We start from the raw sequence: 19,361 nt of genomic DNA on the forward strand, positions 1-19,361 counted from the left end.
ACCGTCTACCCGTACGGGGACGCGGCGCCGAACGCCTCGAACCTCAACTTCCTGCCGGGGGAGACCGTCGCCAACCAGGTCGTGGTCCCGCTGAACGGCTACAGCACGTCCGAGAGCCTGACGAAGCGCCGCCCCGCCGCCAGCAGCTCCGGTACCCCCGCCGCCACCCCCGGGGCGGTGCCGCCGCCCGGGTGGTTCATGTGCCCGATCACGATCGCGCCGGGCGGGGCGGAGGCCACCTGCCGCCGCACCTCGGCGGCCCGGTACGTCGCCCCGTCGTCCCCGTTCACGGAGAAGCCGGCCACCCGCTGGCCCAGGTCGGCGACCACCCGGGTGGCGACGTCGTCGTAGTGCGCGGTGCCGGAGCGGAAGAACCGCGGCGGATGCCCGAGCAGCTCGGTGAGCTTCCGCGCGTTGCCCGCGACCTCGTCGTACACCTCGCCGACCCCGCCCGTCCCGGCGATGCCGTACGCGGAGCGGCCGGTCACCGAGAGCGGGCGGTGGACGGTGCCGTGGTTGCCGATCTCGAACAGCGGGTCGGCGGCGAGCCGCTCGAACTCGTCCGGGTTGGCGTCGATCCAGCGGGCGTTCAGGAAGAGCGTGGCCGGCACGTCGTGCGCCCGCAGGAAGTCGATCAGGCCGGCGTCGTAGCCGTTGCCGCCGGGGCCGCCGCAGGCGTCGAAGGTGAGCGCCGTGGCGGCCTCGCCCTCCGGCAGCTCGGTGGTCACCCCGGACACCTCCAGCCCCCACTCGCTCGGGGCGAGCGGGCCGTAGCGCTCCACCACCTCGGCCCGGGTCACCTCGTGCGGGGGCTGCTTCGCGGGCTCGGGCGCGGACGTCGCGGCCGCTGTCGGTGTCGGTTCCGGGGCGGACGTCGGCCCGCCGGTGCCCGCGGCGCCCGCGGTGGGCGCACCGGACGGCCCGTCGGATGGCCCACCGGACGGTTCCGCCACAGCGGAGGCGGGGGGCGAGCCGGTGCCCGCCGCCCTGGCCCCGCACCCCGCCAGGGTTCCCCCGGCCACCGCCATGAGCAGCGTCCGCCGACTCACCGACACGCTCGTCTCCCATTCGCGCCGTTCCTCAGCCAAACCGATGACATGACAATGAACCGACCATTCGTCACTCCCCGCAACTCGCCCAGGCCCCCGGCCGGCCCCTCTTCACCGGCCCGCCCCACCGCCGTGGGCCCCGACTCACCCCCGACTCACCCCCGGTTCACCCGCCGGGGTAGGCACGCGAGCGACCAGCCCACCCCGATCCGGAGGCCCCGATGCCGACCGACCCCAGCACGCCGCGCCCCCACCGACCGTCCGACCAGCCGTCCGACCAGCCGTCCGGCCAACCGGCCCCGCAGCCGACGGCCCGGCCCACCCGGCCCGCCCGCCGGGACCTCCTCCGCACCGGCCTCGCCACCGGCGCCGCCACCGCGTTGGGCCTCGCCACCACCACCGGCCAGGCGGGCGCCGCCCCCGCCGACGGTCCCGGCGCCACCCCCGCCGACCGCACCCTCACCCTCACCGGCCACCTGCCCACCGGCGCCCCCGACTTCGTGTACCTCCCGGTCGACGTGCCCGAGGGCGTCCGCGAGCTGGCCGTCTCCTACCGCTACGACAAGCCCCCCGTGCCGGCCGGCACCCCCGGCAACTCCTGCGACATCGGCATCTTCGACGAACGCGGCACCGACCTCGGCGGCCCCGGCTTCCGCGGCTGGTCCGGCGGCTTCCGCACCGAGTTCAGCCTCTCCCGCGGCGCCGCGACCCCCGGCTACCTCCCCGGCCCGATCAACCCCGGCACCTGGCACGTGGTGCTCGGCCCGTACCAGGTCGCCCCGCAGGGCCTGGAGTACCACGTGGAGGTCACCCTGCGGTTCGGCGCCCCCGGGCCGAAGTTCACCCCGCAGTACCCGGCGGAGCGGGCCCGCGGCCGCGGCCGGGCCTGGTACCGGGGTGACTGCCACCTGCACACCGTCCACTCCGACGGGCGGCGCAAACCCGAGGAGGTGGCCGCCGGGGCACGCGCGGCCGGCCTGGACTTCATCGTCTCCACCGACCACAACACCAGCTCCTCGCACGCCGTCTGGGGCCCGCTGGCCGGCCCCGACCTGCTGATCCTGCCGGGCGAGGAGATCACCACCCGCAACGGCCACTGGCTGGCCCTCGGTCTGGAGCCCGGCCAGTTCGTCGACTGGCGCTACCGCTCGCGCGACGAGGAGTTCCCGCGCTTCGTCCGCCAGGTGCACCGGTCCGGCGGCCTGGTCGTGCCCGCGCACCCGTACTGCCCGTACGTCGCCTGCCAGTGGAAGTTCGGCTACGAGCAGGCCGACGGCGTCGAGGTGTGGAACGGCCCCTGGACGTACGACGACGAGTCGGCGGTGGACACCTGGGACGGCCGGCTCGCCGTCGCCCTGCGCGAGGGCCGCTCCTGGCTGCCCGCCCTCGGCAACAGCGACGCCCACAGCGAGCCCCAGGTCATCGGCTCCCCGCACACCGTCGTGCTCGCCGAGGACCTCACCCGGGACGCCGTCCTCGACGGGCTGCGCGCCGGGCGCAGCTGGCTGGCCGAGTCCTCCGCCGTCTCACTGAAGTTCACCGTCACCGGGAACGGCCGCCGGGCCGGTATCGGCGAGGAACTGACCGTCCCCGCCGACGCCCCGCTGGACGTCCGGCTCACCGTCTCCGGCGTACCCGGCGGGACGGTCCGCCTCCTCACCGACGAGGGGCAGATGCACCAGGAGTCGCTGCCCGCCGACGGCTCCGGCACCGTGATCTGGCGCACCACCGCCTCGCTCGCCGCCTACGTCCGGGCCGAGGTGCGCCACCCGAGGGCGGACGGCACCCCGGGCAAGGGCAACTCCATGGGCCCGGACCTGCCGTGGGGCCCGATGGCGGCGCTCACCAACCCGGTCGTGCTGCGCGCCGGCGACCGGTAGCGGCCCCCGGAGCGATCCCCCGAGCCGCCCCCAAGCGGCCCACGACCGTCGCCGGCTGCCCCTCCGACCCGCCCAGGAACCGGGTGGGGGACGACTCGGACCACCCGTTTGGACTAGGTTGATCCCCGAAACGCATCAGTCGTAGGGACGAGGCGGTCGGTTGTCCGGATATGGGCCGACCAGCCCCTTCGCACTCCGACCGCCCCGCCCCGGCTACCCGACCGTCCCCGGCCCGCGAAGGGATCAGCAGCTGTGAACCGTACGACCGTAGGTGGGCCGGAGCTCGGGGGCGGCCGGGGCGCCGGGGGCGTCCTCGTCCTCGTCGACCCGGCCGGGGCCGGGAACAGCCCGGTCGCGGAGCTGCTCGCCCGGGAGCTGAACCCGAGCGTCCACCTGCGGACGGACGACTTCCTGCGGGTCATCCGCAGCGGCCAACTGCCGCCCCACCTGCCCGAGGCCGGGCGCCAGAACGCCACCGCCCTGGCGGCCGCCGCCCAGGCCGCCTTCGCCTACGCCACCCGCGGCTACCAGGTGGTGGTGGAGGCCTCCGTCGTGCCCTCCGCCCTCGACACCTTCCGCCGCGAGAGCCGCGCCACCGGCGTCGCCCTCCACTACGTCGTCCTCCACCCCGGCCGGGGCCCCGAGGACACCACCCACACCCTCGACACCACCGACCTCACCCCCGAGAGCACCGCCGGCTCCGTCCTCACCGTCCTCACCCGCCGCAGCCACCTCCTCGGCTGGTAGGCGGCCGGGCCGCCCTCCGCACGCTCCCTCAGGCCCCTCCTCGGGCGCCCTCAGGCCCCTCAGGCCCCCACGGCGCCGTCGATCGCCTCCCGCAGGAAGTCCGCGTGCCCGTTGTGGCGGGCGTACTCGTGGATCAGGTGGAGCATCACCAGCCGCAGCGACACCTCGGCGTCCCACCGGGCCTGGTAGCCGGTGACGTCGAGGGATTCGGCGGCGAGCTCGATCCGGCGGGAGTGCTCGACCTCGGTCCGCCAGGCGTCGAAGGCCTCGGCACCGGTGGCGCCGTCGGAGTCGTACGCGGCCTGGTAGTCGCCGTCCTCGGACCAGACCAGCGGCAGGTCCTGCCCGTCGATCACCCGGCGGAACCAGGTGCGCTCGACCTCCGCCATGTGCCGGACCAGCCCGAGCAGGCTGACGGTGGAGGGCGGGCTGGAGCGCAGGCGCAGCTGCTCGTCAGTCAGGCCCCGGCACTTCAGGTCGAGGGTCGCCCGGTGGAAATCGAGGAAGCCGCGCAGCATCTCGCGCTCGCCGCCGGTCAGCGGCGGGGCGGGGCGGTCGTCCGGGACGTTCACGGCGTTCGCGGTGTTGGCGGCGTTGACGGCGTTGACGGCGTTCGCGGCGCTCACGGTGTCGTTCTCCTCACGGTGATCGGGATCCCCGCGGACTGTAGCGAACCCTCCGGCCCGTCCGGAGGTCATTTTCCCCGGCCCCCGCGGCGGCCTGTCACATCCGCACACCCCGCGGTGTCCTGATGTCCGGCACCCCAGCCGACCCACCGCCCCGGGAGGACACCCCGCCGTCGCCACCTCCCCCGCCGTCACCGCCGCTCCCACCGTCCCCCGAAGCCCCCTCCATCACGTACCGTGTTCGGACCACCACAGGTTTGGGTACGTACCTCGGCGCGCCCGACGGCCGGGCACCCACGGAGCAGGAGACCCAGCGGCCCATGGACCACAACCGCATCCCCCCGACCGTGCGCCGCACCTACGGCGCCGACGACCTCAGCACCGCCCCGTCATTCGCCGGAGGCTTCATCAACTTCGGCTACTGGCAAGGGATCGACCTCACCGCCCCGACACCCGAGGACCGGGTGTACAGCCAGGAGCAGCTGTACCGGCGGGTGCTGCGGGAGTTCCCCGAACCGCGCGAGCGCCTGCGGCTGGCGGAGGTGGGCTGCGGCCGCGGCCTCGGAAGCGCTCTCGCCCTGCGGGAGTTCCGCTTCGCGGCGGTGACCGGGGTGGACATCCACCCCGACCAGATCGAACGCGCCCGCGCCGTCAACGCGAGAGCCCTGGCGACGTACCCCGATCGGCTGGCGTACACCCTCGGCTCGGCGGACGAACTCCCGTTCTCCGACGGCTACCTGGACGGCGTCTTCTCCGTCGAGGCCGCCCAGCACTTCCGCGAACTGACCGGCTTCGCCCGCGAATCCGCCCGCGTCCTGCGCCCCGGCGGCCGCCTCGCCGTCACCACCTTCTTCACCGCCCCCGGCCCCGACGCCGCCGAACGCCTCAAGATCATGCTCGCCAGCTTCGCCGACGGCCTCGACGTCCCCCACCCCCTCGACGCCTTCACCGCCGACCTCACCCGCCACGGCTTCACCGACGTCACCACCGAATCCGTCGGCGCCGACGTCTGGCCCGGCTTCGACCGCTACCTCACCGACACCGTCCCCACCGCCCACTGGTCCCGCCACTTCCTCACCGCCTGGCGCGACAACCTCCTCGACTACCACGTCATCACCGCCACCCGCATCTGACCCCGCCGAACGCCCGGGCAACCACAGGCGGAGGGGCACGCGAAGGGGCGCCGCTCCGGGTCGGGGGTGTCCCGAAGCGGCGCCCGCCTCAGATCTCCGCGCGGCGCAAGGTCTTCCAGGTGACCGCCGCGCTCGCGGCGATCGCCAGGACGAGCGATCCGAGGATCGCTGCGGCCAGCATGGGGACGTTCAGGTTCAGCCCGACGTCCGCCTCGGTGACCTGGGAGAGCCCGGAGGCCATCCCGGCCAACGGCGGCAGCGTCACCAGCACCCCGAGCACCGCGCCGACGCCGACCACCAGGGAGGTCTCCCCGACGGCGAACGCCAGCAGCTGCCTGGTCGTGCCGCCCGCCGACTTCATCACCGCGAAGTCACGGCGCCGTCCGTGGGCGGCCATCGCCATGCTGTTGGCGACGGCGATCCCGCTGTAGCCGACCGCGATGACGATCAGCATCGCGGCCAGGTTGTCGGTCAGTCGGGCGTCGGTGTCGTAGTCGTCCAAGGCGTACTGGACCGCGTCGTGCACGGCGGTGCCGGGAACGGTGACCGGCTTCGCCTGCTCGGGGACGAAGACGTCGTCGTTGAGCGCGGCCGGGTCGTGGCCGCGGACCAACCCGCGGGGCATCACGAAGTCGCCCCGGGCCGGGTCGTCGGGCAGGACCTCGGCGATGCCCAGCTGGACGGTCGCACCGTCGGCGAAGCGCACCGGGTACCGGTCCCCGGCCTTGACCCCCAGCCAGGCCGCGATGGACTCTCCGAGCACCGCCTGACCCGGGCGGTCCCACGTCGGGTCCCGGGAGCCGAGCGCGTCGATCACCACGGTCGAGCCGTCGGCCCTGTGGACGAAGGCACGGGTGGGCAGGGAGGCCTTGCCGACCGGATTGGCGCCGACCACCTCGTCGGTGTTGCCGGGGGTCCCGTCGTTGGTGATGATCACCTGGCCGGCGAGCTTCAGCGCGTCACCGGCCGGGTAGGCCACCCGCATCGTCTCGACCATGCCGCTGAGCAGCACGGCGAACCCGACGGCCGCGATCACCGGGGCCGCCATGGAGGCGGCGCGGCGCGCACTCGCCGTGAGCTCGGCCCGGATGAGCATCGGCCCGGCCGACCCGACCCGGTCGAACGGGCTGGTCACCGCCCGGCCCACCGGCCCGACAAGGACCGGGGCGAGCAGCGCGGCCGCCACGATCAGCACCATGGTCGCCGCGATCGCCATGGTGACCCGGCTGTCCGCGGCGGCGGTGGCGGTCATCACCGCGCACACCGCTCCGAGGCCGAGCACCACCAGGCCCGAGATCAGCCGGGGTCGGCTCATCGACCGGCTACCGGAACGGCTCTCCAGCAGCGCCTCCAGCGGGGCCACCCTGGCGGCCGACCGACTCGCCGCCCAGGCGCCGATCACGCTGACGCCGACGCCGATCGCGGCGGCGGTCAGCAGCGGCCATGCCGCCACCCGCACCGCGAGGTCCGGCGGGGCGACGTCCAGGCGCAGCAGGATGTCGCGAAGGAGTGGCGCGGCCGCGACGCCCGCCAGGCAACCCGCCACCGAGCCGAGCGCACCGACGGTGGCGGCCTCGCCCAGGACCATCCGGCGCACCTGGCGCGGACTGGCACCGATCGTCCGGAGCAGGCCGATCTCACGGCGACGCAGCCCGGTCGCGAGGACCAGCACGGAGGCGACCACGAAGGTCGTCGTGAACAGACCCAGGGTGGCCATGGCGGCGATCAGCTGGGTGCCGAGGAACCGCTTGTGGTCGACGTGCTGGGGCTGGATCGTGGAGCGGGCGTCGCCGGACACCACACTGCCCTGATCTCCGACCGCGGTACGGGCCGCCGCGGCGATCGCCCCGCTGGTGGTGCCGGCGCCGCCGACCAGGGCGATCACCCGAACGCCCGGGTCCCGTTGGGCGGCGGACTCGTCACTGAAGAAGTAGCCGGGTCCGTCGACCGTGCCGACGACCTCGAACTCGCTGCGCCCGGGGGTGAGGTTCAGCGTCTCCCGCTGCCCTGCCGCCACACCCAGTGAGCGGTCGACGACGACCTCGTCGGTTCCGCTCGGAGCTCGGCCCGAGACCAGGTGGTACGGGGCCAGTCCGGTACTGGAGAAGCCGTGGCCGGCGTCGGCCGCGCCTTCGTCGGTGACCGGCCGGCCGTCCCGGAGCAGCTGGGCGTAGAAGGTTCGGTCGACCACGGCGGCGTCCACTCCGGGCACCGCACGCAACTCGGTGAGGAGCGCGTCCGCCTCGGCCTTGTCCCACGGGACCCGGTCCTTCGGGCTGCCGTTGCGGTCGGTGGCCTGGGGCGGCAGCACCAGCGCGGCGGCGCCCTCCAGCCGGGGCTGGACGGTCGGCTTGGCGGAGTCGTGGATGACCAGGGTGGTCGAGATCAACGCGACGCCGACCAGGACCGCCACGAACGAGGCGAGGAAGCCGGTCCAGCGCTCGCGCACGTTGGCGATGACCAGCATCAGGACTCCAGTCGGGTCATGTGGGCCGAGATGGCCGCGGCGTTGCGGGCGTCGGCCTCCCGGCCGAGGGTCACCCGGTCGGCGATCCGGCCGTCCTTGAGGAAGACCACGGTGTCCGCGACCGCGGCGGCCACCGGGTCGTGCGTGACCATGATCGTGGTCTGCGCCTCCTGGTCGACCAACCGGCGCAACAGGCGCAGCACTTCGCGCGAGGCGCTGGTGTCCAGCGCGCCGGTGGGCTCGTCCGCGAAGAGCACGTCGGGGCGGGTCACCAGGGCACGGGCGAGGGCGACGCGCTGCTGCTGGCCGCCGGAGAGCCGGCTCGGTCGGTGCCCGGCCCGCTCGGCCAGCCCGACCGCGCTCAGCGCCGCGGCGACCTGGTCACGGCTGACCCTGCGGCCGGCGAAGCGGGAGGGCAGCTCGACGTTCTGTGCGGCGGTCAACGACTCGACCAGGTTGAAGGCCTGGAAGACGAACCCGATGTGATCGCGCCTCAACTTGGTGCGCTCGCGCTCGTTCCGCGCACTGATGTCCACTCCTGCCACCATCACCTGGCCGTCCGTCGGCCGGTCCAGACCCGCGGCGCACTGGAGGAGGGTGGACTTCCCGGAACCGGACGGTCCCATGATCGCGGTGAGGGTTCCGCGCGGAAACCCGAGCGAGACACCGTCCAGCGCGGTCACGGCCCGGTCGCCCGAGCCGTGGACCTTGCGAACGGTGTGGAGCCGGACCGCGTCCGGGGCGGGAGCCTGCTTCGTAGTCGTCACGAAGGGCATTCCACCCGGTCGGCGGACCACCGGCATTGATCCGGGCTCTACTTCACAGGTAGTGCCAGCACTATCCCGCCCCGTGCGCCCCGGGGTTAGGGTGCCTTTCGTGCATCCCAGAACGGCATGGCAGGCGATGGCCCAACGCCCGTTGAGCTTCCTCACCTCCAGTTGGCCGTGGCGCTCAGTGGCCTACCTCGCGAGCGGCGTCCTGGTCGGAGCCGCCGCCGTGGCGGTGCTGGCGGCCGGCCTGGCGGTCGGTCTGGTCCTGCTGGTGGTCCTGCTCGGTGTGGCCCCGCTGGTGGGTGTCGTCCTCTCCTCCGTGACGGTGGCGACCATCGAACGGCACCGACTGCGACTGGTCGACCTCGACGACACCCCGGATCCGCACCGGAGGCCCAGCCGTCCGGGCCCGCGCGTCTGGGTCGCCACTCGGCTGAAGGAACCGGTGACCTGGCGCGAGCTGGGCTTCACGCTGCTCTCGGCCGCCGCACTGTGGTGGCTGGACCTGCTGGTCCTGGCCTTCTCCTTCGGCCTGCCCGCGCTCTGCTTCGAGGCAGCCGACAGCGCCACCTGGCCATGGGCCGTCCTCGGAAGCCTCGTCCTCCTGGCCTCCCCGTACACGGTGACCTCCTGGGCCGGCGCCCGCGCCGCACTCGCCCGGGCCCTGCTCGCCCCGCGCGACGAGGAACTCGGCACCGCCCTGCGGGAGGTGCACGCGTCCAGGGTCCGACTGATCGACGCCTTCGACGCCGAACGGGTGCGGATCGAACGGGATCTGCACGACGGCGCGCAACAGCGGCTCATCACTCTGGGGATGACCCTCGGGCTCCTCCAGTTGGATGTCCCACCGGGATCGCCGCTGAGTGCGCAACTGGCCCAGGCGCAGGAACAACTGTCCGCCGCGCACGAGGAGTTGCGCAGCCTGGTCCGCGGGCTGAATCCACCGGTCCTGGCGGACAACGGGCTGGCCGCGGCCGTCCGGGAACAGGCCAGCCGCTTCCCGATACCGGTCGAGGTGGACCTGCACCTGCCCGGACGGCTTCCTCGGCACGTCGAGACCAACGTCTACTACCTGATCAGCGAGGCCATGACCAACATCGCACGCCACAGCGGCGCCAGGAAAGCCAGTGTGTCCGGCCGCTACCACGCCGACCTGCTCGTACTGGAGATCTCGGACGACGGCCACGGAGGAGCGGACCCGGCCCTCGGCAGCGGCATGACCGGGCTCGCCGACCGTCTCACCGCCGTCGACGGGCGCATGCGCGTGTCGAGTCCGACGGGCGGCCCGACCCTGCTTCACGTGGAGATCCCATGCCACTTCGGGTGATCGTCGCCGAGGACGCCGTCCTCCTGAGGGAGGGCCTGGTCGGCCTGCTGCAACGCTTCGGGCACACCGTCACCGCCGCCGTCGGCGACGCGGACGCCCTGAGCGAGGCCGTCCACACCGAGCGGCCGGACCTGGTCGTCACGGATGTGCGGATGCCACCGTCGAACAGCGACGACGGGCTGCGGGCAGCCGTGGCGCTGCGCCGGACGTACCCGCGGCTGCCCGTGGTGGTGCTGAGCCAGTACGTCGAGCAGTCCTACGCGATGCGCCTGCTGGACTCGGACAACGGCGACGCGGTCGGCTACCTGCTGAAGGAACGGATCGGTGCGGTCAGCGACTTCATGACGACACTGGACCGGGTGGCCCGCGGCGGCACGGTGGTGGACCCCGAGGTGGTACACCAACTGGTGCGACTCCGCCAGGACCCGCTGGAGCGGCTGAGCACGCGCGAGAAGGAGGTACTGAGCCTGATGGCGCAAGGAAAGTCGAACGCGAATCTCGCCGCAGAACTCTTCATCAGCGATGCCGCCGTCAACAAGCACATCGGCAGCATCTTCACCAAGCTCGACCTGCCGGTCGACACCGACGGACACCGCCGAGTCCTGGCGGTTCTGCGCTTCCTCCAGGCGTGACCGGCCGTGGAGCCGACGCCGCCACGGGCAGCGGCACCCGGAAGCGTTCGCCGACCACGCCCGCGCACGCGCATCGACCCGGTCCGGGAGGTCGGGCTCCATCGCCACGGCGCCGCGTCCTCGCTCGTCCAGGGGCGTCCCGGGCGATCACGGAATCGTCACATCGCCCGCGCCGAGCGGTGCGCGCCGATACGGTCGCCCCCAGTATCCGCACAACGTTTCAGAGGAACCCATGCGTCGCACCGCCCTCGTCCTGCTCGCCGCCGGCCTGACGGTCGCCGTCGCCGCGTGCTCCGGCCCCGGTTCCCGGGGCGACAAGCCTGCGGTGGGCGCCGCCGCCGTGACGTGGGGTGCGACGGGCGCCGGGGAGAGTCCTGCCGCGCCCTCGGCCGTCGCCACGAAGACGGCTGCGGCGCCGGGTCCGCTGTCGGGCAGTGCGTCGGCGACGTTCGCCGTGGTCGCCATGACCGTGCAGAGCGCGAAGTTCGGCCGGTCGGTGACGGCGGAGGACGATCCGAACCACCTGCTCGGCCGGCCCGGCCAGTACACCTCGAAGGTCACGTTCACGGACTCGCGCGTCAAGGAGGCCGATGTCGAGGGCGAGGACGCCGACTCGGTGGCCCGCGGCGGCGCCGTGGAGGTGTTCGCCACCGAGGCCGACGCCAAGGCCCGCGCGCAGTACATCCAGGGCATCGTCAAGTCCCTGCCCGCGGTGGCGGAGTACGACTTCGTCCACGGCACCGTGCTGATCCGGGTGTCCAAGCTCCTGACGCCCGAGCAGGCCGACGGGTTCAAGGGGGCGATCGGGGCCTGACGCCCGGGCGGGCCTACCCTGGTGCTCGGCAGGGGGAGGGTGGGGCGTGGGCTCGGCGGTGCGCGGGAAGTTGCGGGTGGGCGCGGTGGGGATCGGGGTCGTGGTGTCGGCGTGCTACGCGTGGGCCTCGGCGGGGGACGGCGATGCCGACTATCCGTTGCCGTACAAGCGGCGGGACGCCTCGGTCCTGCGCCGTATCGCGCTCGCCGATCCGTCCACGAGGAACATCGCCGTCGCCGCGGACGACCGCACGATCACGATGGAGGTCGCCTGGGGCGGCTGCGACTACCGGCCCGACCTGGTGGCACGGGAGTCGGACGAACGGGTCGCCCTGCTGCTCCGGCGCCGCGACGCCTCGGGGCCGAACGTCGGGTGCGAGGACGGCGGCATCGCCGAACTGAAGGTCGTGCTGCGCCGGCCGCTCGGTGGCCGGACCCTGACCGACGCCCTCACGGGTGGGCCCGTCCCCCACGCCCGTGCCGAGTAGCCGGGCGGGGGCGGGTGTCACCAGGGGCGGCGGTGGAGGGCCATGTGGACGGTGTCGACGACCTGGATCAGCGCGGCGCGGGTGGTGCCCGTGGGGTGGAGTCCGCCGATGAGGAGGAAGCCGTGCATCACTCCCTGGTAGCGCGCCGAGACCACGGGGACTCCGGCCGCCCGTAGCCGGGCCGCGTAGGCCTCGCCCTCGTCGCGCAGCACATCGGCCTCCGCGGTCACGACCAGGGCCGGGGGCAGCCCGGCGAGTTGCTCCAGTGAGGCGCGCAGTGGTGCGGCGGTCGCCTCCTGCCGCTGCCGGGGTTCGGGCAGGTAGTCGTCCCAGAACCGGCGCATGTGGTCCCGGTGCAGGAAGTAGCCGGTCGCGAAGCGGTGGTAGGAGGGGGTGTCGAAGTCGGCGTCGGTGACGGGGTACAGGAGCACCTGGTGCGCCAGCGCGACGTCGCCGCGTTCCCGGGCCAGCAGCGTCAGCGCCGCCACCAGGTTGGCCCCCGCCGAATCGCCGACGGCGGCCATCCGGTCCCCGGCGAGCCCGATCTCGCGGCCGTGCGCGTGGATCCAGCGGGCTACCCCGTAGCACTGTTCGACGGCCACCGGGTAGCGGGCCGCGGGCGCCCGGGCGTAGTCCACCCACACCACCGCGGCGTCGGCGCCGAGCGCGAACTCCCGTACCAGCCGCGCGTAGCAGTCCGCGTCGCCGAGCGACCAGCCCAGCCCCGGCAGGAACAGCACCACCGGGCTCGGCTCGACCGCGCCGACGGGCCTGGTCACCTGGACGTGCACCCGCCCGGTCGGCCCGCACGGCAGCGCCAGCCACTCCGAGGTGGTCCCGTACGGATCGTCCTCGCACTCCTCCTCGCACACGGCGCCGGCCCGTCCGTCGTCAGCGTCGTCAGCGGCGGCGTCGGCGGGGACGGAGAGGAAGGAGAGGTCCGGCAGCTCCGCCTCGGGCCGGCCGTCCCGCGCGTCCAGGAACTCCTGGAGCGCCCGGTCGAGCACCGGACGCCCGTGGGGCAGCGGGGTGGGATCGGACAACTCATCACTCCTGGCCGGATCGTGAGGGCGCGGCGACGCGGCGCCCGCCCTGGCGTGGGCTCGTTCCGCGCCCGAGGGGAGTCCGGCCCTCCGGCGCCGTGGGCGCGCCACCCGACGGTACTGCCGAAGGGCCGGGCCCATTGGCCTGATCGTGCACGGAGTTCCCTCAGGATAGGCGACCCGCCGCCCGGCACCCCGCCGCACCGCCCCACCACGGCGCGACGACCGCCGCAGCCCGACGGACCACCACGGCGCGACGACCGCCGCAGCACCCGCGCTCAGTCCGCGCCCAGTGCCTCGCTCAGCTGGCTGCGGGAGGTGATCCCGAGCTTCGGGAAGATCCGGTACAGGTGGGTGCCGATCGTCCGGGGCGACAGGTGCAGCCGGCGGCCTATCTCCTTGTTGGAGAGTCCCTGCGCCGCCAGCCCGGCGATCTGGACCTCCTGGGGCGTGAGCAGTTCCCGGTCGGGACGGCTCTGGCCCTTGCTGCCCTCGCCCGCCGAACGGAGTTCCTGGGCCGCCCGTTCGCGCCAGGGCTCCACGCCCATGGCCTCGAAGGACTCGCGGGCGATCCGCAGCGGGGTGCGGGCCTCCGTCACCCGGCGGCGGCGCCGGAGCCAGGTGCCGTAGGCGAGCATCAGCCGGGCGCGGACGAAGGGCGTACGGGACATGTCCAGGTCGAACGCCGCCCGGAAGTGCTCCTCGGCGTGCTCCTCCTCGGCGAGCAGCGCCCGGGCGAACCCCAGGCTCACCCGGACCATCTGGACCTCGCTCTCGCCGGCGGACGCGACGAGCTGCCGCAGGGCGGTCCTGGCCATGGCGCGCTGCTCGTCGCTGGTGGCGGCCTCGGCCAGCTCCGCGATGGCCATGGTCTGCATGAACGGGTGGTAGGAGGGGTCGGCCGGGTCGAAGACCCGCCAGACGCAGGAGAACGCCTCGGTGTAGTGGCCCGCCGCGAGGCCGATGAGGCCGCGCGTGATCTGGATGTACGCGAGCTTGGACGGGTCGACCACGGTCAGCCCCTGGCCCTCCGCCTCGCCGATCGCGGCCAGTGCCGTGTCCAGGTCTCCGCGGAGTGCGGCGAACTGGGCCGTCGCCACCCGCGCGCCGGTCAGCCAGCGCGGTTGGACGGTCTCCTCGGCGAGCCGTGCCGCCTCGGCGGCGGCCGGGAGTCCGGTCTCCCAGTCGACGGTGTGCACGGTGGCGAGGGCGAGCAGCACCAGCGTCTTGGTCAGCGGGCCCCGGCGTCCCTGGCGGCGCAGTCCGTCCGCCGCGTGGCGGGCGAATCCGGTGACGTGGTCGAACCCGTTCACCATGATGGCCGCGTTGCCGAGGGTGGCGGCGGCCACGACGTCGTACCCGCCCTCGCGTTCGAGGCGCCGCAGCCGGTCGATGACCGTCGCCGACGCTTCGAGCGGGGCGGCCCCCGCGAGGGTGCACACCAGGTCCGGGTGGAGTTCCGGGACGGGCAGCTGCTCGGCGGCGGTCACGACGCGCTCCCGCAGTTCCCGCCCCGGGTCGGCCCACCAGCAGCGCCACGCGGCCACCCGCAGCAGCTTCAGCGCGAGTTCGGGATCGCCGGCCTCGGCGGCCCGCTCCGCCGTGGTGACCAGCAGGTGGATCCGGGAGATGCTGGTGTCGGACTCCGACTCCAGCCATTCGCGCAGCAGGACCACCCGGGCCCGCTCCAGCACGCCCAGGCCCAGCGACTCGGCCTGTAGCACCAGCTCCGACACGCGGTCGGCCTGGCCGAGTTCGAAGCGCAGTTCCGCGGCGCCGAGCAGGCGGGCCACGCGTCCCGAGGGGACCTCGCTGAGCGCGGCGGCGCGTTCCAGCGCGGTCAGGGCCGCCGCCGGGGCGCCGCGCTCCCGCGCGCCGAGCGCGACCTTGTCGAGTTGCCGGGCCACCGCTTCGTCGGGTCGGCCGCCGGCCGCGGCCCGGTGCCAGGCCTGCCGGTCGGGCTGTCCCTGGAGGGTGCGGGCGAGCGCCCCGTGGGCGGCGAGACGGTCCGCGAGCGAGGCCGAGCGCAGGACGGCGGGGCGCACCAGCGGGTGGGTGAAGTCGATCCGGAACCCGTCGAGGCGGACCAGGCCCGCGGCCATGGCGGGCTCCAGGGAGCGTACGGACAGCTCGGTGCCCGCCAGGGCCGAGGCCGCGGCGAGCACCTCGGTCAGCGCACCGTCGTCGGCGGTGGCCGCGACCAGCAGCGCGTGCCGCGTGTCGGACGGGAGGTCGGCCGGCGGGGAGAAGGCGCTCCGGAGCCGGGCGGTGAGCACGAGTTCGGACGGCATCCCGGGCTCCGCGGGCGCCCCGCCCGCCTCCAGGGTGAGGGGGATTTCGGTCAGCGCGAGCGGGTTGCCGGCCGACAGCTCCGCCACCCGGCGGCGCGTCCCGGGGGCGAGGGCGGGGTGGCGGTCGGCGAGCAGGGCGCCGACCGCGGTCGGCGTCAGGGGCCCGAGGCGCAGGTCGCGGAGGCGGTCGGCGCCGCGCCACGCCGTTCGGTCCTCGCGGACGGCGGCGAGCAGGCCGAGGGGTTCGGTGCCGACGCGGCGGGCGATGAACCCGAGGACGTCCAGGGTCGGCGCGTCGAGCCACTGGGCGTCGTCCACGACCAGCAGCACGGGGGCTTCGGCGGCCGTCTCGCCGAGCAGGCCGAGGGTGGCCAGGGCGATCATGAAGAACCGGGAGGCGTCCTGGGCCGGCTCCGCCATGCCGAAGGCGCCCAGCAGCGCCTGCGCCTGGACGGCGGGCAGGTGCGGGACGCGGTCCGCCATGGCGCGGGTCAGCTGGTGCAGCCCGGCGAACGGCAGCTGGGCCTCGGCCCGGACACCCGCCGCCCTGAGGACGGTGAACCCGGCGTTCCCGGCCCGGGCGGCGGCGTGGTCCAGCAGGGCGGACTTGCCGGTCCCGGGGGCCCCCTGGACCAGCAGCGCGTCGCCGCGCTCGGGCAGGGCGTCGACGAGTGCGTCGACGGCCGCCAGTTCGCCGTCCCGGCCGAACAGTGTGGTGCCTGACATCCGATGTCCCTCTGTGACTGTCGCCAGCGCTCTGACCTGGACCGTTGCAGTGTAGGTGCACGCGTTGCGCGGTTCGAGTGCGCTGAGAGTCATGTGTCCGGCGACACATCGGGGACAGTCGGTTCACAGTCATCCTGCCCCCGACGTAAGTCATTCCGTGTCCCATGCTGGATGCCGTACCGACCGGAGGGAGAGGACCCATGACATCCGTGACCGGCCCGACCGGCCCGACCGGCCCGACCGGGTCCCCGGGGCACGGGACCGCGGCCCGCCGCTTCACCCGGGCCGTCTCCGTCGCCGCGCTCCCCGTGACGGTCGCTTCGGACGAGCCCCCGACGGACCCGGGACGGATGAGGACCCGGCAGCTGGGACACCTGCTCTTCATCACGACCGAGGCGGCTCCCCGCTGCTACACCCGCGGCCGGCGGGAGATCGCCCGCGATGCCCGGCAGGCCGACGGGTTCGTCGTGGTCGCCGTCATGGGGGCCACCGGTGCCGTGGTGCGGCAGGACGGCAGGACGGCCGAGGTGCCGGCGGGGGCGGTCACCTTCTGGTACACGGAGGCCCCGCACGTGGTCGACTTTCCGGGCGGCGTGGACGTCAGGGTGTGCATGATCCCCCGCCGGGCCCTCGGCGTGCGGGACGACCAGCTGGAGCGGGTGACGGCCACCGTGGCCGACGCCGGCGGACCGGTGGCCGCCCTGGTCGCGTGGTCCCTGCTGACCCTGGCCGAGTCGGCCGGGGACTGCCCCGAGTTCGTCGCCGACCGGCTGGCCTGCAACTTCACCGACCTGGTGGCCACCCTCGTCACCGAGCGGGCCGCCCGGGACACCCCCGCCGCGGAGGACTCCCGCTGCACCCGGGTGTGGGAGATCCGCGCCCACGTGGAGCGGCACCTCCGGGATCCGGAGCTCGCGCCGAGGACCATCGCGGCCGCGCACGGCATCTCCGTCCGCTCGCTCCACAAGCTCTTCGAAGGGGAGGGCGTCACCGTCAGCCGTCTGATCCAGCGCCGCCGGCTCCAGGCGAGTGCCGCGGACCTCACCCGCCGGGGCGGCGGCGACAGTACGGTCGCCGCCGTGGCGCAGCGGTGGGGCTTCACCGACGCGGCCCACTTCAGCCGGATCTTCCGCGCCTGGTACGGCATCTCACCGAGCCAGTGGCGCGACGCCCGAGACACCCACGATGTCCGTGACACCCGCGATGTCCGTGACGCCCACGGTGTCCGTGACGCCCGCGGTGTCCGTGACGCCCGCGAGACCCGTGACGCCCGCGAGACCCGCGACCCCCGCGTCGGCGCCGAGCCGACCGAGCGGCGGGGCACCCCGGGCCCGGTGTCCTGATGGCCCGTCGACCTGGGAGGAACCCGGTGTCCGCATCCCTCTCCACCGCACCCCTGTCCCCCTCCGACCGGGCGCAGAGCTGGTCCGAGGCGGTGGCCCACGCCTTCGTGCCGATGGCCGTGGACTTCCTGGAGGAGCTGCCCTCCCCCGGCTCGATCGAGGGCCACCGGCTGGGTCCGGTGCGGATATCGAGGGTCCAGGCGGGACCGCAGATGGTGACGCGCGGCAGGCGCCTGATCGCCGACGGCGACGGCGACTCGCCGTCACTCATCCTCAGCCTGCAGGAGCGGGGCACCGCGCTCAAGGAGCAGGACGGCCGGGAGGCACTCCTCCGGCCCGGCGACTTCTCCTTCACCGACACCTCACGGGTGTACCGGAAGAAGATCGAGGAGGACTTCGCCTTCACCTCCTTCGTCTTCCCCCGCGCGGAGCTGGACGTGTCGGACAGGGACCTGCGGGCCCTCACCGCGACGTCGTTCAGCGGCGGCGGGGGCAGCGCCGCGCTGGTGGCGACCTACCTGTCGCGGATGGCCCACGAGGCGCCGGGGCTGGACGAGGCCGTCGGCCGCCGGGCCGCGGCGACGGCGCTCGACCTGCTGGCGCTGTTCATCGACGACCACGGCGGGCACGCCCGGCCGCAGGGGTCGCGGACCGCGGCCTCGCTGGAGCGGGTCAAGGACCACATCCTGCGCAACCTCCGCGACCCCGGCCTGTCGCCGTCCACGATCGCGGAGGCGACCTTCATGTCCGTCCGCTTCCTCCACAAGCTGTTCCAGCAGGAGGGCCTGACCGTCGGCGGGTGGATCCGCACGCAGCGGCTGGAGCGCTGCAGCCGGGACCTCCTGCGGCCGATGGCCGGCGAGCTCGGGGTGGCGGGCATCGCCCGGCGCTGGGGCTTCGCCAACTCCAGCCACTTCACCCGCGCCTTCCGCGCGGCCTACGGCATGACGCCGAAGGACTGGCAGGTCGGCGCCGACCACGTGCGTCGCCATGACTGAGATCCGCCGTCCCGGGAGGGCCCGTGCTGCTGCTTGACCTCGACACCGTGCCGCCCCGCGAGCGGGTGGAGGCGTTCCGCCACGCGCTGACGGATTCCTCCGTGCCCAACGACATCGCGCACGAGGAGCCGGAGAACGGCATCCACGCGCGCATGGAGGCGTGGCGGATCGGCGGCCTGGACTTCTTCTCCACCCGCAACTCGGGCTTCGAGGTGCGCCGGACGGCCCACCACGTGCGCCACCACCGGAGCGACCCGGTCGTCTCGGTCTCGCTCCAGCCCCTGGGCGTCCACCGGGCCGACGTCGCGGGCCGCCAGGAGCTCCTGGGTTTCGACGACATCTGCGTCTTCCACGAGCTGTCGCCCCGCACGTACGGCTGGTCCGGCGACGGGGCGTCCAGGTCCGTGCTGTTCGACGCGAACCGCCTCGGCGTGCCGGTGGACACGGTGGTCCGGGCGTCCCAGCGGCTGCGCGCCAGTCCGCTGCACGGCCTGGTGCTGCAGCACCTGCGGGGCGTGTGGAGCGACCCCGACCGGCTGGAGGCCGATCCCGGTTCGGCGGCGCTGGCGTCCGCCACCACGGAACTCGTCCGCGCCCTGCTCCTCTCGGCCGCGCACGCCGAGGGGACCGCCGAGGTCAGGTCGACGATGGACGAGACGCTGCTCACCCGGATCATGGCGTACGCCCGGTCCCACCTCGCCGACCGCGACCTGACGCCGGAGCGGATCGCGGCGGAGCACGCCGTCTCGCTCAGGCACCTCTACGCCGTGCTCAGCGGGGCGGGGATCAGCCTGGAGCAGTGGCTGATCACCGAACGGCTCGGGAAGGCGCGGAGCATGCTGACCGCCGCGCGCTACGACCGGCTGACCATCGCCGCGGTGTCCGCCCGGTGCGGGTTCACCAGCCCGAGCCACTTCAGCCGCCGCTTCCAGGCGGCCTACGGGATGTCCCCGAGCGAGTGGCGCCGGCACGGCGGCACCGTCCCGGCGGGCGCGCCCGAGTGACCGCGGCGGCGCGCCGTCAGGTGT

At 74.2% G+C, this 19,361-nt stretch carries 16 protein-coding genes; 10 read left to right on the forward strand and 6 right to left on the reverse strand.

Features of this window, described 5'->3' with window-relative positions:
- Positions 1 to 98: 98 nt before the first annotated feature.
- On the reverse strand, positions 99 to 800 hold the full coding sequence (locus ACWD4P_RS31790) for a polysaccharide deacetylase family protein (RefSeq protein ID WP_449782027.1): 702 nt from the start codon (positions 798 to 800) through the stop codon (positions 99 to 101).
- Between the two features lie 470 nt (positions 801 to 1,270).
- Here ACWD4P_RS31790 and ACWD4P_RS31795 point away from each other — a divergent pair, with 470 nt between their 5' ends.
- Together ACWD4P_RS31795 and ACWD4P_RS31800 are read left to right on the forward strand one after the other, a co-directional pair.
- Entirely contained in the window at positions 1,271 to 2,929 is a 1,659-nt protein-coding gene (locus ACWD4P_RS31795; RefSeq protein ID WP_449782028.1) for a CehA/McbA family metallohydrolase, read from the forward strand.
- 252 nt (positions 2,930 to 3,181) lie between these two features.
- Positions 3,182 to 3,676, forward strand: a complete 495-nt coding sequence (locus tag ACWD4P_RS31800) for an ATP-binding protein (RefSeq protein ID WP_359821185.1) — start codon at positions 3,182 to 3,184, stop codon at positions 3,674 to 3,676.
- A 59-nt stretch (positions 3,677 to 3,735) separates the two neighbouring features.
- Here ACWD4P_RS31800 and ACWD4P_RS31805 read toward each other — a convergent pair whose 3' ends face one another.
- Positions 3,736 to 4,194: a DinB family protein gene (locus tag ACWD4P_RS31805; protein ID WP_359821238.1), complete on the reverse strand. Its 459-nt coding sequence runs from the start codon at positions 4,192 to 4,194 to the stop codon at positions 3,736 to 3,738.
- 428 nt (positions 4,195 to 4,622) lie between these two features.
- On the opposite strand from ACWD4P_RS31805, the gene ACWD4P_RS31810 reads away from it, so the two are divergent.
- Positions 4,623 to 5,435 carry a class I SAM-dependent methyltransferase gene (locus ACWD4P_RS31810; protein ID WP_359821187.1) on the forward strand — a complete coding sequence of 271 codons (813 nt, stop codon included), beginning with the start codon at positions 4,623 to 4,625 and terminating at the stop codon, positions 5,433 to 5,435.
- An 88-nt stretch (positions 5,436 to 5,523) separates the two neighbouring features.
- On the opposite strand, the gene ACWD4P_RS31815 is transcribed toward ACWD4P_RS31810, so the two are convergent.
- Both ACWD4P_RS31815 and ACWD4P_RS31820 read right to left on the reverse strand, forming a co-directional pair.
- Entirely contained in the window at positions 5,524 to 7,902 is a 2,379-nt protein-coding gene (locus ACWD4P_RS31815; protein WP_449782029.1) for an FtsX-like permease family protein, read from the reverse strand.
- Positions 7,902 to 8,669 carry an ABC transporter ATP-binding protein gene (locus ACWD4P_RS31820; RefSeq protein ID WP_359821191.1) on the reverse strand — a complete coding sequence of 256 codons (768 nt, stop codon included), beginning with the start codon at positions 8,667 to 8,669 and terminating at the stop codon, positions 7,902 to 7,904. The genes ACWD4P_RS31815 and ACWD4P_RS31820 overlap by 1 nt, the downstream gene beginning before the upstream one ends.
- 109 nt (positions 8,670 to 8,778) lie before the next feature.
- Here ACWD4P_RS31820 and ACWD4P_RS31825 point away from each other — a divergent pair, with 109 nt between their 5' ends.
- From ACWD4P_RS31825 to ACWD4P_RS31840, 4 genes are all read left to right on the forward strand, one after another.
- Positions 8,779 to 9,999: a sensor domain-containing protein gene (locus ACWD4P_RS31825; RefSeq protein ID WP_449782030.1), complete on the forward strand. Its 1,221-nt coding sequence runs from the start codon at positions 8,779 to 8,781 to the stop codon at positions 9,997 to 9,999.
- The gene (locus tag ACWD4P_RS31830; protein WP_359821196.1) at positions 9,984 to 10,631 is read left to right on the forward strand and encodes a response regulator transcription factor; all 648 of its coding nucleotides are present in this window, start codon (positions 9,984 to 9,986) and stop codon (positions 10,629 to 10,631) included. Before ACWD4P_RS31825 ends, ACWD4P_RS31830 begins: the two co-directional genes overlap by 16 nt.
- Before the next feature lie 232 nt (positions 10,632 to 10,863).
- Complete coding sequence (locus ACWD4P_RS31835) at positions 10,864 to 11,445, forward strand: hypothetical protein (RefSeq protein ID WP_359821198.1); 582 nt, start codon at positions 10,864 to 10,866, stop codon at positions 11,443 to 11,445.
- A gap of 46 nt (positions 11,446 to 11,491) precedes the next feature.
- A complete protein-coding gene (locus tag ACWD4P_RS31840; RefSeq protein WP_359821200.1) occupies positions 11,492 to 11,932 on the forward strand; it encodes a hypothetical protein in 441 nt (146 codons plus the stop codon).
- A 17-nt stretch (positions 11,933 to 11,949) separates the two neighbouring features.
- On the opposite strand, the gene ACWD4P_RS31845 is transcribed toward ACWD4P_RS31840, so the two are convergent.
- Positions 11,950 to 12,975, reverse strand: coding sequence for an alpha/beta hydrolase (locus ACWD4P_RS31845; RefSeq protein WP_449782031.1), 1,026 nt, complete (start codon positions 12,973 to 12,975; stop codon positions 11,950 to 11,952).
- Positions 12,976 to 13,253: 278 nt separating this feature from the next.
- Positions 13,254 to 15,992, reverse strand: coding sequence for a helix-turn-helix transcriptional regulator (locus ACWD4P_RS31850; protein ID WP_449782032.1), 2,739 nt, complete (start codon positions 15,990 to 15,992; stop codon positions 13,254 to 13,256).
- Between the two features lie 200 nt (positions 15,993 to 16,192).
- Between ACWD4P_RS31850 and ACWD4P_RS31855 the strand changes: the two genes are divergently transcribed.
- Genes ACWD4P_RS31855 through ACWD4P_RS31865 form a run of 3 tightly spaced genes read left to right on the forward strand, consistent with a single transcriptional unit; the run spans position 16,193 to position 19,337 of the window.
- Complete coding sequence (locus ACWD4P_RS31855) at positions 16,193 to 17,335, forward strand: helix-turn-helix domain-containing protein (protein WP_449782033.1); 1,143 nt, start codon at positions 16,193 to 16,195, stop codon at positions 17,333 to 17,335.
- 26 nt (positions 17,336 to 17,361) lie between these two features.
- Positions 17,362 to 18,333 (forward strand): AraC-like ligand-binding domain-containing protein, encoded by a 972-nt coding sequence (locus ACWD4P_RS31860; RefSeq protein ID WP_449782034.1) that lies wholly within the window; start codon positions 17,362 to 17,364, stop codon positions 18,331 to 18,333.
- 23 nt (positions 18,334 to 18,356) lie between these two features.
- Complete coding sequence (locus ACWD4P_RS31865) at positions 18,357 to 19,337, forward strand: AraC family transcriptional regulator (RefSeq protein ID WP_449782035.1); 981 nt, start codon at positions 18,357 to 18,359, stop codon at positions 19,335 to 19,337.
- Positions 19,338 to 19,361: the final 24 nt, after the last annotated feature.

Source organism: Kitasatospora sp. NPDC002543 (genome assembly GCF_053594915.1).